Raw genomic sequence first — 14,310 nt, forward strand, 5'->3', positions numbered from 1 at the left:
AAAATGAACTGAATTTTCATAAACAACTATGGAGAGATACAATTTTCGTTTTGGGGATACTCTAAAATATTAGCTTGATAGCGATGTGGCGGTACCCCTAATAAACATTAATCAAAAAACCTTCAGTAAACCTGAAGGTCTTTTGATTAATATTTATTTTTCGGTTCATATAAGTAAAAATTGCCTTCTCCAGGAAACTTTATAACAATAACTTTTCTATTTTCCTTTTCAAATACAGTAGTAGCTCCTTCTTCATGCGTTTTTTTCCACCCTTTAGCTCTTATAGACATTAAAGGTAAATATCCAAAAGTATATTGATAATCTGCTGGCTTATCATCTTCAACATGGTTAGAAAAAATAAACACAGGAAAATCTTTAATTTTTGACTCTTTCGTCATTAAGAATGTAGAGAGAATCAGTAGTAATAAGACCCCTAGAATTATCTTTGTTTTTTTAAACTTCACAATTTATCACTCCTATTGATATTGTACTAAATATCATAATAGAAAAATATAAAAATTAGTTCATTTGGCGAGATAAACACAAAAAGTAATATGTGTTGATGTGTAGAGATAATAAAATCATATAATTTCGAACGTAGAAATAAAGTAACCATCTATCGGTTAAATAGATGGTTATGGAGTGCTGACGCATCGCCATAAAGCTAAAGCTTTACACTATCCATTATGTAAAATAGACGTTATTCTTTTTGTAGAAATATACAGAAAGGATGGCGTTTTGTATGAATCTATCGATTCAGGATGAGTTTCATTTGTTCGCTAAAAAACTACAGCGATATCTATCTCCACATATTCTTCAACAACTTGCACAAGAGACAGGTTTTGTAAAACGTAAAAGTAAGTATGGTGCACGAGATTTGGCTGCTTTATGTATCTGGATTAGTCAACAGGTAGCAAGCGATTCTCTAACTCGATTATGTAGTCAGCTTTATGCAAATACAGCTACACTTATGAGTCCAGAAGGACTTAATCAACGTTTTAACCGATGCGCTGTTTTATTTCTACAGCGTGTATTTTCCCTTTTAATCAAAAGCAAACTAAACGATTCGTCTCAAATCTCAAACCAATACACCTCTTATTTTCAACGTATACGTATTTTAGATGCTACTATTTTTCAAGTACCCAATCATTTGGCTCCTATTTATCCTGGTTCAGGAGGATGTGCACAAACAGCCGGTATTAAGATTCAGCTAGAGTATGATTTACATAGTGGGAAATTCCTCAATTTTCAAATGGAACCAGGTAAAAATAATGATAAAACCTTTGGTACACAGTGTTTAGATACCTTACGCCCAGGAGATTTATGTATTCGAGATTTAGGATATTTTTCTCTAAAAGATTTAGACCAGACGGATCAACGGGGAGTATTCTATGTTTCACGTTTGAAATTAAATAATAGAGTATATGTAAAAAATGAATCTCCAGAATTCTTTCGGAATGGGACAGTAAAAAAACAATCTTTATATGTTTTGCTTAACCTTGAAGATATTATGCATCAGATAAAACCAGGAGATACTTATGAAATTCAGAATGCCTATATTGGGCAACAAAAATTACCCTCACGAGTTGTAATATATAGACTCACATCAACTCAAATTCATAAACGTAGGAAACAACAAACTTATGTTGAGAAGAAAAAAGGAGTTACATACTCTGAAAAAAGTAAACGTTTAACAGAAATCAATGTTTATATTACCAACATCCCATGGGAAGTTGTTCCGATGGAACATATTCACGATCTCTATTCGCTACGTTGGCAAATAGAGATTGTATTTAAAACATGGAAATCTCTTTTTGGTATCAATCGTTGTCATAATGTTAAGCGGGAACGTCTAGAATGTCATCTTTATGGCCAATTAATCGCTATTTTACTTTGTTCTTCAACTATGTTCAAAATGAGACAACTGCTACTACAAAAAAAGAAAAAAGAATTAAGTGAATATAAAGCTATTTACATGATTCAAGATCATCTGTATTTGGCATATGAAGCTCTACAAAAAAGTACTCAAGAAATAACAAAGGTTTTTCTCCATCTTTTTAATCTCTTACAAAAAAACGGACGGAAATCCCACCGGTATGAGAAGAAGACAGTCTTTGATATTCTGGGCATTGTATATGAGTATAGTGGTTTGAGAAGACAAAAGAAAGCTGCATAATTTTTTGAAAATAATGCCTATCTAGGTTTATTTGGCATGCACATTTTTAAGAGTGTACCTCTACTTTAAGAATTTTTTAGTCCTAATGAACGAAAGTTCATTTTGCCTATGTTCTTAAGTTGATGGATGTGTATGGTGACCCCTATTAGCGTTTTGTTTCTTTCTCTCCCCAGGTACTGGGTTCATCGCCTGCTCGGCCAACTCTGGATACTGTAGTTTTCCCGAAAACTCTTCTTTTTTTACAGGTACCGTTGCTGCATAACTATCCTCTTCTCTCTTATTTTGCTTTGTTTCGATTCCTTTCAGCTGGTCTTTCTCCGCTACATTTCTTGTAACGGGAATTCCAGTGTCATATTTGCTACTACACCCTGTACCAATCCTAAAATCATGCACAATGTCGAAATGAACCATAAAAATTTCTTCATCGTATGCCTCCCTCTCTTCTTGTTTTTCTTCCCTTACATCATAACGAGATTGGAATCATTGTTTGCAAAACTATTGATTTCTATGATTTAGCCAAGGTTTATGTATAAAACCATTGATTAACTCCTCTACTCTTTCAAACGGAATTTTTATGATATGTATGCAGGATTCCCCCATACATGTACCGAAACCTCCACAAGGAAACATTCCACTAATTACCATTCCTATTTCATACCATTACATTTTGGAGGTTAAACAGGATGAAAAAGATGAAAAAAAAGAAGTTACAAAAATCAGCACTTTCTTTTACCCTACTCTTTTCTTTAGGTGTTTCTTCTTTTCCGCTTACAACAACAATTCATGCGGATTCACAAGTGACACAAACTGCAGAAAAGAAACCAGTCTCTTTAACAGAACGTACGTCTTTATTTTTTGACTATCTCCAGCAAGGTAAATATGCAGAGGCACTCCAGTTGACGTCTGCTGCTTTTCAATCCAAGTTTACGGCAAACATATTACAAAGCTGGTGGACACAAAGTGGCGGGAGTATGATTACAAGCATAGGGACACCTGTTATAAAAGAACGAAACTTAGTCCACCAAACGGTTGAAATTCCAGGAGCTATCGAAGGAACTACTATTCCACTACTCCTTAAATTCACACCTGGTGGTAAAATTGATGAAGTTGGCGTAAGGACGACACCAGATAAATCTTATACTATCCCGCATCCTAGCTATGACCAACCTGATTCCTACCAAGAGCGCGAAATCGTCATTGGAAATGCTACATTCCCGTTACCAGCCACATTAACGGTTCCAAAACATAAACCTGGCGAAAAAGTGCCTGTTGTTGTTCTCGTTCACGGTTCGGGTCCGCAAGATCGTGACAGTACAATTATGGGAGCTAAAATCTTTAGAGACCTTGCAGCTGGTCTTTCATCAAGCGGTATCGCAGTGTTACGTTACGAGAAACGTTCCTTAGAACACGGTTTTAAAATGAGTGCAGAACCTGCTACATTAGACCGAGATACTACAGATGATGCCATATATGCAGCAAAATCAGCAGCGCAGCAGGAAGGAATTGACCCAGATAACATTTTCATTCTCGGACATAGCCAAGGAGCTGGCACCATGCCGCGTATACTAAGCAAAGCACCTTCATCACTTGTAAGAGGAAGTATTTTAATGGCACCTCCTGCACGTCCTTTTACTGACATACTCCTTGATCAGTATCAGTACCTCGGGGCACCTAAGGAATTTATTGATGAACTAAAAAAACAATTCGCTTATATTGAGGATCCCACTTTTGATCCAGATCACCCACCAGCTGGTTATAATTATCCTTTTCCACATTTCATGTATGATATGACTCGTTGGCGTCCAGTTGAGGAAGCGAAATTACGAAAAGAGCCATTACTAATTCTGCAAGGCGCACGTGATTATCAAGTAACAGTAAAAGACGAGTTTACGAAATGGAAAGAAGGGCTTTCAAGCCGCAGTAATGTTCAGTTTAAAGAATATCCGAAATTGAATCACATCTTCACGGAGGGCGACGGGGAATTCAGTCACCCTAGTGAATACGAAGTCCCTTCCAATGTTCCTGCGTATGTCATCCAGGACATCGCTGCATGGGTCAATGAGACAAAGAAATAAAAAAACAACAAAAGCCATCATGCAATCATCATTACGTGATGGCTTTTGTGATATTAAAACATGTCATATCAGAAATTAATCGCTTTATTCGTTCATATAGGGGTCCCGCCACACATCCATCAACTTAAGGTATATTTTTATACAAAATGCGGTCTTTCCATATAGTTTTTTATTATCTTTTATAGATTTTATAAAAGTAGGCATATCAAATAAACCCTGACGGGCTTCAATTTTTTTACTATGCTACCTGATGAGTAGAAGTGGTATACTCATAAACAACACCCAAAATATCAAAGACTGTCTTTTTCTCATATCGATGAGATTTTCGTCCGTTGTGCTGTAGGAGGTTAAACAGACGAAGAAGAACCTTTGATAATTCTTGGGTGTTTTTGTGTAATGCTTGGTAAAAAAGTAAAAAATAATCCTTAATTATGTACATCGCTTTATATTCACTTAGCTCTTTCTGTTTCTTACGTAACAGGAGTTCTCGCATTTTAAACATAGTAGAAGAACATAATAGAATACTAATGAGTTGCCCATAAAGGTGACATTCTAATCGTTCTTGTTTAATAGATTTACAACGATGAATTTGAAACCAAGATTTCCATATTTTAAATAACAGCTCAATTTGCCAACGCAGTGAATATAGATCATAAATTTTCTCTTTTGGTACCCATTCCGTAGGAATGTTTGTCATATATACCGTAATACCTTGTAAAAGTTTTGTACGCTCTGTATATGTAATTCCTTTTTTCTTTTCGCGAATAGCTCGATCACGTAGACGTTTCTGTTTTTGCTCCTCGGTACATCTATAAACTACAATTCGAGTAGGCAGTTTGTCTTTACTCCCTACATATACATCATGTAATTCATACACTTGGCCAGGCTGCAATTGTTTCATGATGTCTTCCAAATGAATTTGTATATATACCGGTTTTAATTGAGCGGGTTTTGTTTTAAATACCACTGTTTCAAATTCTTTTCTATATATTTTAGTTGGTAACTTTAGACGTGATAAATAATATCCTTGCTTATCTTGAATAGACTTAAAGTCTTGTAGACGAAAACATCCTAAGTCACGAATATATAGTTCATTCTTTTGTGCCATGCCTGTTCGAGTCGCACTATATGCCTGATCACTTCGTTTTCCTGGTTCAATTTCCACATCAGAAAATTTCCCACTCAACAAGTCATACTCTAGTTGGATTTTCACACCAGCTGTATGACTACACCCTCCGGCACCAGGATAAGTAGTTGCGAATCGATCTGGAACTTGGAAGGTTGTAGAATCAAGGACGAGAATCCGCTCAAAATAAGAAGAAAGAGAATGAGAAATCTTAGATACTTCTCCAATTTCAGCTTGTAGAAGTGTAGTAAATACAGTGCGAAAGAAGGCTACAGAATCCGAATTAAATCGTCGATTAAGTCCCTCCGGACTTAATAAAATTCCTGTTGAAGTTTCTAATTGACTACAAAGTTGAGTAAGAGAGGTAGTAGCGATTTGTTGATTTAACCATACACACAAAGATAAGAAATGGTGCCCGTGGCACTTGCGTTTTCGTTTCATTCCGCCTGCTTCTATAGCTAATTGATTAAGTGTAGCGGGAGACATATATCGATATAGCTCTTCGGCAAATAAAGATAACTCTTGTTTTTGATGCATATTCATAAAAAGCACGTCACCCTTTCTCATTAACATAAGAAAATAGTAACGTGCTTTTAACTTCAAAAACAGTCTAAATCCTTAAGTTGATGGATGTGGGGTCCCGCCACATCGCTATCAAACTAAAATTTTATAGTACCCCCAGAACGAAATTTTGTGCTAACTTGTAACAAAAAGCCCATTTTTTCGTTTTGAGGTATTTCAAAATATGAGTTGGATAGGCATGTACGGTGAACCCTACTTAATTATTAGAAAAACATTAGTTTTTAAATTGTATACACGCTGATCACGGTGATTTTTCGATGCACCCATCATAATGAATCTCCCCTTTTCTTCTTTTTATCAGTATTGGTAGGTAAAGAGGGGGCCAGACACAAGAACAGGTTGTGAAGAAGACTTTCTCCACAACCTGAGATTAAGTTATATATCCAAATATGACCTGTTCTTTTAACTATTTAGTCTTTTATAATCTGTTATAGTCGATATAACTAGAGTCATAATAAATCCACTGACCTGTTCCAATTCTTATCCAGCCATTCTTTTCTTCATATACTGTAACTTTTTCGCCTTTACTTGTCTTTCTAACAATAGAATAGTTTGTACCTGATCCGCTTCGAACATTTACCCCAATACCATTAATTTGAGCCGTTCCAATTATCTTTTCAACACTACCATTTTCAATTACTTGTAGCATATTTAGAATGAATGTTGCTGTTTCACCACGAGTTGTTGTTCCTTTAGGGTCGTATTGATTGTCACCCTTACCTCTTACAATACCTAGGCCATACAATCTTTGTACGTCTTCTTTATAAATAATTTGGTCTTTGTCTGAGAATGGTAGGTTTACAACTGGTCCCCATATACCTTTATGCTGTAAAGCCTTGTTTACAATAATTGCTGATTCTTCTCTTGTAATAGGTGTGTTTGGGTCAAAATAACCATCACCTCTACCTAGAATAATACCTGCACTTGCAGCACGTTTAATACCATCTCGTAAAGTTGAGTTTGCATCGTTTAGATCTTTAAATGAAGCATCTCCAGCTGGCAGGTTTAGAGATTTAGAGATTAATTGAGCAAATTCGGCTCTTGTTATCGCTCTATTAGGTGCGAAAACTCCGTTTCCTTCTCCTACCATAATACCCCTTCTATTTAACTCTCGTATAGCTTCTTCATACCAACCTCCAGTAATGTCATCATTTGGTTGATAAAGATTATTATAATACCCACCAACACCATTTACGAATGCATCCCATTGTCCATTATTAATCATATTAGCAGGACATATTTTACCACTCCATCTTTGGTGTTTTACAATGTTATTTAACGGTACACCAGTTTCTTTCATTAAATAAGCTACAAGTTTCTTAGCATTATCTACTGCTTTACTATAGTTACCGTCACTATTAACTGCGATTTCAATTGCAATAGATTCTCTATTACCTGGACCATCACCGTCTCCTGCGTGCCATCCGTTCTCGTTTAATGGTAGGTGTTGATAAATCTCTTTATCGTCTACTGTAAAATGCCACGATGCAGCTCGGTCTGTGTTGCCTACTGCTTGGTTATATAGGTATTGGGCGTGGTTTCTAGCACCTGCTCCTACACTTGTATTATCAGTCTCATGAATTGTAATGTACTTTGGACTCATATAGTTTTGAGGACGAATATTATCGTTACCTGCTGGAACAATCCATTCAGTGAATGGAACACCATTTATTGTACTAGAGGTGCTAGGTGATATGGGAGATAGACTACGTTTTGTTCTGTTTGAATTGTTAGGAACTGTTAGTGTACCTGTTTCTTCATGAATACCTTCTGAACGTTGAAGACTATCTACTTTCTTATTGTCGACAGTACCTCCACCACGTCCGTCTACCTCTTCAAAACTAGCTTCAATACTTTTTAAAGCCTGTTCATCTGATGTTGTTTTACTTTGTTCCTGAACGTTTGTAGGTTGCTTATTGTTTACTAATTGTTGTTCTTCTGCAAACGATACCAACGGTGAAGATAATACCGTTAATCCTGCCGTGAATGCTACTACTTTTTTATTAAATTTAATGTTCATTTCTAATTTGGTATACCTCACTATTTTAATAGATATACCTTCCTCCCTGTACTTCTTTTAGTGTGAATGTTAGTTTAAATAATGGTAGCCTGAACCCTCAAAATAACAGATTGATTTTACATTTCATATGTCAAACCGACATCTATAAGTCCTACATGAAATGTTAGTACTTTAGAAGTATAACACAGCACGGTTGCAATACTTCCAAGACTCTTGCAAGTAATCTTCTAATCTTGGATATACTAATAGTATAACTCTAAAGAAGGGCATGATCACATCGCTATCAAGCTAACAAAATAAAATCCCCCCTTAAATGAAAAAACATTTAAGTCCTATAGGTTTCTTACAAAGAAGAATGGAATTTTATCTATTAGAGGTAGCACCACACATCCATCAACTTAAGGATTTTATAACACCCCAAAACAAAAAGTCATGAACTAACGAGCCCATGACTTTTTATATGCTATATCACAAATAATCTGGGAACACTTTACAGCCCTTTTCTTGCTCCATATCATGTCCAAAGAAAATAATCGGATTTTCTTTCCTAACAACATCTTTTAAACGTTTTATTGAAGATAAAGCTAAATCCGAATCAAATCCAGCAAACGGTACTTCATCTTCAAAGTTTTCTTTCGTATATGATGCATCAATAGTTAGTAACACTGGACCTGATTTTTCCGTCTCAATTAATAATGACTGATGCCCTGGTGTATGTCCCGGTGTATATATTAATTGCACACCTGGCACTACTTCATAATCCCCTTCAATGATTTTATAGTTTAAATTCGGCAATATACATTCTTTCAAATATTCCTCTCTATGGAGTGCTACCTCATATTCCGCACGCTGTACAATAATTGGTGTATTTGTAAAAACGCCATTTCCTCCTGCATGATCAAAATGCAAGTGAGAACTAATGATATAAAGAAGATCTTCTGCCTCATATCCGGCACGCTTTAAAATATTTACGATCCTATCGTTCTCATTCATTTTAGGTAAAACTTGTCCTTCAACAAATGTACCTTTAAAAAGATTCTCATTATTAAGCGCACTTTCTGGCATACCTGTATCTACTAAAATAAGTCCCTCTTCTGTCTCCAAAAGATAACACCAAACAGGTAAGTTTAGTAGTTTACCCGGTGTAAGTGTACTATTAACTGAAGAATGATCCAACATACAACGACCTGCTGGGAGGAAATAAAGCTTCTTTACTGTCATTATGTATCCACCTTTACAAATAATTTGGATAAAACAATACAATATAATATTTCGCTTATTAGAAATAAACTCCTTCTCACCTTTCATTATTTCGACCATTATTTTTTTAATTGTTCACAACTTTTCATAAAAAATTACTGCACCACAAGCTGTAATTTCTTCGTTATCTTCCACTAGCCATTGAATTAAAGTACCTTCACTTAGTTTATTTTTAAAGAAAGCATATAGTTCTCTACCAATATCTATATTAGTTTCTATCCCCTCATCAACTAATTTCTTTTTTCTTAACTCGACCAATTTATCAATATCATCGATATTTGCTTTGCGATAATTCAACTTCTCACAACTCCTTTATAAAATTACAACTGACCAGCCCCATATCATAATTAATTCTCATCATTTTACCAATGATTCTTATTAAACTAAACTGCCATCAAGTTATTTGGGGTATATGCTCTTCTTTGCTTGATAGCCGTATGTGTACTACCACGAATAGAACGATACCTTTTATATATTTTGTTTCGTAATATTAACCCCATATTCCCTATAAAAATCTAAAATTACAGATGCATTCATACCCAAATCTAATAAATTTTCCGGAAAGTAAATTTTAGAATTCGGAACCACAATATCAGATGTTTGTAAAATGTTCTCTGCTTGGACAGCTGCTCCTAAAGCAGTAAGATGTGTCTGTCCTAGCGGATCTGATATGTTCACACATCGTCTATGCAATACACCATTAGCATCATAACCTTTAAGGTGAATAACTATGTTATGTGTACTTCCACTTCCGGGTTTATAAAGAATTTTTTTTCGTAAGTCATTAAATTTTTCTCCACTAATCAGTTTCCAAATTCCTGTATTCACCAGAGAAACCAGTCCATATGTAGATATTTTACTATCAAAAGCAATCCGAAAGTTAACCGAAACAGCATGAATTGATTCTGGCAGGGTTACGTGATCAGGAGTATCCAAACGATAACATTTGGTTATATAACCGTTGGGAAAGCGGACTTTGATTGGATCAGTCATTGGATAAGCCTGTCGCATTCCCTCTCGAGCTTTGACTTCAAATGGAATCGTTAACCGGTCCATATATGCTGTTGCATTTGGTCCTGCTTTGTCTTGAAGAGAATATAGTGCGTTGATATCAACCGTAACCTCTTGAAGATCTTTTGAATACATTTTAGCAAAAAGGGCTGCTGTCCCCCCCATCCACCCTGAAGCTAATACAACAGGGGATTGGACCTCAACATTTTTTAATCGATCAATAGAACTCTTAAAGCGTTCAGTCCAACGAGTAATGTCAACCAATGGGATTTTTTTTCGAACTGCGGATAGGAGTAGTCTATCTTGCGGGTCATTAACCGCATTAACAACTAATGTGAAATTATCATCCAAATTTCTTAAAGGATCATCTGTTGTGTTGTCTACCTTGACTATTTTTACTCTCTCTGATTCAAAAGGTAACTCTTTCCCTAAGGTTCTTCCTCCTAATCTAATTTCCAAATCAGGATGTCGATCATGTAAAATCCGAGCAATTTGACTACCAACAACTCCATATCCACCAACAATTAATACTGTTTTTTTATTCATCTGAAACCTCCATTTTAATTAGTTTGAGATTATAAGTTTAAATGATTAAAAATTTAAACCTTTTAACTTATTATCACTAAAAAAAGGGACAGAAGGTGTCCCTAAACTATAACTGAGTGCCTAGTTCTTACATTCATCTTCAACTAAAGAAACAAGTTCTTTTAAAAGATTTATTGTTTCATTAAATTCAAGACAATAATACATTTCAGTGCCTTTTTTCTGAACTTGAAGTAACCCTGATTGTTTCAATATTTTCAAATGATGAGATACAGTAGGTCTTGACATGGGAATATGCTCCGCAATTTGCGTCACATTCAAGCTATCTTTATCAATTAAAAGTGATACAATTTGCTGACGAGTTGGATCTCCCAACCCTTGAAAACATGGTCTTAAATTTTCTAAAATATGCATTACTTTATCATTACAGTTCATTTCGCTAACATTACCTTCCGTTTAAGAATTTAATCATTTAAACGTATTATAAATTACATTGCTATCTAATGCAATAAAGAAGTAGCACCAACTTTAAGTATAAATATTGAACTTTATCCTCACAAAGCAACTCTATTTCCTTTCTTTAAATAACTCTATTTATTTTTTATACACTCCTATACTAGGCAAACTCTTAGCATGAATGTTTTCGTAAATGCAAACGTTCTCCCTCACGGTTCCTCACTAAAACATTAAGTACATTAGTCCATTTCTTCGTTTAAGAGGAGCTAGTTTTACATAAGATAAAGCACTAAAAAAACTGTGCACAAAAACTTGCATGGTAACAAGTTTTTGTGCACAGCTCTATTATTTTATCCCTTTCATAAGTACCTGAATCTTTGGAGACATAAAATATAAAATAACACTTAAAACAATTGATACTCCGCCAATTACGCCGAAATAAATAATCTCAGTTTCAGGAGTATATAAACGAACAAGCTGCGCATTAATACCTTGTGCAGAAGCACTCGTTAAGAACCATAGACTCATTGTTTGAGCAGAGAACGCAGCTGGTGCTAGTTTTGTAGTAATAGATAACCCTACAGGTGATAAACAAAGTTCCCCGATTACGACTAGAAGGAAGCTAATGACTAACCAAATTGGGCTAACAAGGGATTCGGTACCATGGATATATGCAGGGATAATCATCACTAAGAATGATAAACCAGCGAATAATATACCGATTGCAAATTTAATTGCTGTACTTGGTTGGCGTGAATTTAGCTTTACCCATAGCCAAGCAAATACAGGTGCTAGTAAAACAATATAAATAGGGCTTAAGGATTGGAACCATGAAGATTGGACCTCAAGTCCTGCCAAGTTTAGTTGCGTACGTTTATCAGCATAAGTAGCTAATATAATCGCTCCTTGCTCTTGAATCGCCCAAAACATTGTTGCCGCGATAAATAGTGGTATGTATGCAATTAAGCGAGATTTTTCAATTTTTGTCGTCTTTGGACTACGATACATAAAGACAAAGTAACCTGTTGGAATCAAAATACCAAAGATACTGACTAGTAAAGTAAACCGACTAATAGTCAATATACCTGTTGGGATTGTTATCGCGCACAACAGCACAATCGCTATTATACCAATACTAAACTGTGTCATGACTTTTTTTCTTTCCGTGCCCGTTAATGGATTCGGCACTTGTGTGCCTGCTAAGCCAAGATTTTTCTTTTTCGTAAGAACATACAAAATTAATCCGAATAACATACCAATTGCCGCCACACCAAAACCTAGGTGGAAGTTATACTTTTGACCAAGTGTTCCTATCACAAACGGAGATAATAGTGCTCCTAAATTAATACCCATATAAAAAATGCTGAATCCTGAATCACGCCTAGTATCTGATTCACTATATAAATCTCCAACAATACTAGATACGTTCGGTTTTAATAATCCTGTCCCAAGTACTAGAAATACCATCGAAATAAATAAAGTACTCACCGTACCTGGTAGTGCTAATATGAGATGGCCAATCATAATTAGAACACCACCCCAAAATATTGTTCTACTTGAACCTAATAGACGATCGGCTATCCAACCACCAATAATTCCAGACATGTAAACCAATGAACCATAGATTGCCATAATGGATGCAGCTGTTGCATAATCCATCCCCAGGCCACCTTTTGAAATGGAATAATACATATAGTAAAGTAATATTGCTCTCATGCCATAGTAAGAAAATCGCTCCCAAAATTCTGTAAAGAATAGGGTAAATAACCCTTTTGGATGTCCAAAGAATCCATTTTGCGGAACGGTGCGAATGATATCGCTTTTGTTAAGCTTCTCCATACGAATACACTCCTAATATACAAATATAATGATGTGAAATATAGTATATACCAAAAATTAGTAAATTTGAATAAATATTTATTCGTCTAATAATTAGATTTTTAAGAAAAAACTAATTTATCTGTTGTTTTTAATGATAATTTTATGTAAATTATATAATATAGATATATTAATTATAATGGAAATATTGTACAAATATAAATACAAATGTAGGAGGATTTATATATTGGCAATGAAAGCAGTTACGATAGAAGATATTTATCAAGAAATATTGGATGGCAAAAGGAAACGATTCCCTCCGAATACTTGGAAAAAAGATTTGGATAATAAACAGGCCCGCAGGGTAATCACATATTTACTACACAGTATTTTGAAATGGAATAAAGAAGACATCAGAAAAAAATGGAACACTCAATTGTTTGTAAAATATAAACTACGAGGCTTGCTGAAACATAGATACGAAAGTAGCCCTTTTAAAGCAATAAATGATTTATATCCAAACGAGTTTAACGAATGGGAATTTGGTATGACTCCTTTAAATTTTTGGACGAAAGAAAAGGCATTAACGATTTTGAGATGGATGATTGAAGAAAAAAAAGGTTTATCAAAAGAAAAGCTCTTACGCGTATACGGGAAAAAATGGTTAGAGAAAAACAAGCTTAGTGCCCCTCTGGCTATGTACTGGAATAGTAGTCCGTTTGCAATGATTAACGATCTGTACCCTAGTCGTTTTAAAGAATGGGAATTTCTCATGACGCCCAATAACTTTTGGACAAAAGAAAAAGCATTAGAAGCATTGAAATGGACCATTGAAGAAAAAGAAAAATTAACTCCCGAACAAATACTGGATGTATATAGTATAAAGTGGTTAAAGACTCACAGATTAGCGTCTCCATGTCAATTAATGTGGGGAAATAGTCCATTTAAAATGATAAACGACTTATATCAAGGTCGCTTTAAAGAATGGGAATTTAAAGTTACACCAGTTGGATTTTGGTCCAAATGTAAAGCACTAGAAGCATTAAGATGGACCATTGAAGAGAAAGAAAAACTGGGTGAAAAACAGCTATTAAAAGTATTTAATCAACGATGGCTCATAAAACAAAAATTACGGACACCCTTACAACGCTATTGGAAAGGAAGTCCCTATGGAATGCTTTTTGCTTTATATCCAAATCGTTTCTCTAAAAGTATGTTAAAAGGGGATTGTAATAATTAAAGT

11 protein-coding genes and 1 pseudogene are annotated in these 14,310 nt (G+C 35.0%); 3 read left to right on the top strand and 9 right to left on the bottom strand.

The window, feature by feature from the left end; genetic code table 11:
• Positions 1-146 precede the first annotated feature (146 nt).
• A complete protein-coding gene (locus COK05_RS14760; RefSeq protein WP_098613167.1) occupies positions 147-464 on the bottom strand; it encodes a hypothetical protein in 318 nt (105 codons plus the stop codon).
• 278 nt (positions 465-742) lie between these two features.
• Here COK05_RS14760 and COK05_RS14765 point away from each other — a divergent pair, with 278 nt between their 5' ends.
• Positions 743-2,176, top strand: coding sequence for an IS4 family transposase (locus COK05_RS14765; RefSeq protein ID WP_098613168.1), 1,434 nt, complete (start codon positions 743-745; stop codon positions 2,174-2,176).
• A gap of 114 nt (positions 2,177-2,290) precedes the next feature.
• Here the strand turns inward: COK05_RS14765 and COK05_RS31355 are convergent, their stop codons facing one another.
• On the bottom strand, positions 2,291-2,587 hold the full coding sequence (locus COK05_RS31355; protein ID WP_176539444.1) for a hypothetical protein: 297 nt from the start codon (positions 2,585-2,587) through the stop codon (positions 2,291-2,293).
• 281 nt (positions 2,588-2,868) lie between these two features.
• Here COK05_RS31355 and COK05_RS14775 point away from each other — a divergent pair, with 281 nt between their 5' ends.
• Positions 2,869-4,251: an alpha/beta hydrolase family protein gene (locus tag COK05_RS14775; RefSeq protein WP_141539106.1), complete on the top strand. Its 1,383-nt coding sequence runs from the start codon at positions 2,869-2,871 to the stop codon at positions 4,249-4,251.
• A 238-nt stretch (positions 4,252-4,489) separates the two neighbouring features.
• On the opposite strand, the gene COK05_RS14780 is transcribed toward COK05_RS14775, so the two are convergent.
• From COK05_RS14780 to COK05_RS14810, 7 genes and pseudogenes are all read right to left on the bottom strand, one after another.
• Positions 4,490-5,920, bottom strand: coding sequence for an IS4 family transposase (locus COK05_RS14780; protein ID WP_098613169.1), 1,431 nt, complete (start codon positions 5,918-5,920; stop codon positions 4,490-4,492).
• Positions 5,921-6,377: 457 nt separating this feature from the next.
• Entirely contained in the window at positions 6,378-7,979 is a 1,602-nt protein-coding gene (locus tag COK05_RS14785; protein WP_098613185.1) for an S-layer homology domain-containing protein, read from the bottom strand.
• A 468-nt stretch (positions 7,980-8,447) separates the two neighbouring features.
• Positions 8,448-9,200 (bottom strand): quorum-quenching N-acyl homoserine lactonase AiiA, encoded by a 753-nt coding sequence (gene aiiA / locus COK05_RS14790; RefSeq protein ID WP_098613170.1) that lies wholly within the window; start codon positions 9,198-9,200, stop codon positions 8,448-8,450.
• A 123-nt stretch (positions 9,201-9,323) separates the two neighbouring features.
• Positions 9,324-9,536: pseudogene (locus COK05_RS14795) on the bottom strand (GNAT family N-acetyltransferase); the annotation flags it as partial.
• A gap of 171 nt (positions 9,537-9,707) precedes the next feature.
• A complete protein-coding gene (locus COK05_RS14800) occupies positions 9,708-10,796 on the bottom strand; it encodes a saccharopine dehydrogenase NADP-binding domain-containing protein (protein WP_098613171.1) in 1,089 nt (362 codons plus the stop codon).
• 120 nt (positions 10,797-10,916) lie between these two features.
• Entirely contained in the window at positions 10,917-11,228 is a 312-nt protein-coding gene (locus COK05_RS14805) for an ArsR/SmtB family transcription factor (RefSeq protein WP_000995769.1), read from the bottom strand.
• Positions 11,229-11,594: 366 nt separating this feature from the next.
• Positions 11,595-13,088, bottom strand: coding sequence for a peptide MFS transporter (locus tag COK05_RS14810; protein WP_098613172.1), 1,494 nt, complete (start codon positions 13,086-13,088; stop codon positions 11,595-11,597).
• Positions 13,089-13,314: 226 nt separating this feature from the next.
• Between COK05_RS14810 and COK05_RS14815 the strand changes: the two genes are divergently transcribed.
• Positions 13,315-14,307, top strand: coding sequence for a DUF4046 domain-containing protein (locus COK05_RS14815; protein ID WP_098613173.1), 993 nt, complete (start codon positions 13,315-13,317; stop codon positions 14,305-14,307).
• The last annotated feature ends 3 nt before the right edge of the window (positions 14,308-14,310 follow it).

Source organism: Bacillus cereus (assembly GCF_002567495.1).
In the GTDB taxonomy this organism is placed as follows: domain Bacteria; phylum Bacillota; class Bacilli; order Bacillales; family Bacillaceae_G; genus Bacillus_A; species Bacillus_A cereus_AQ.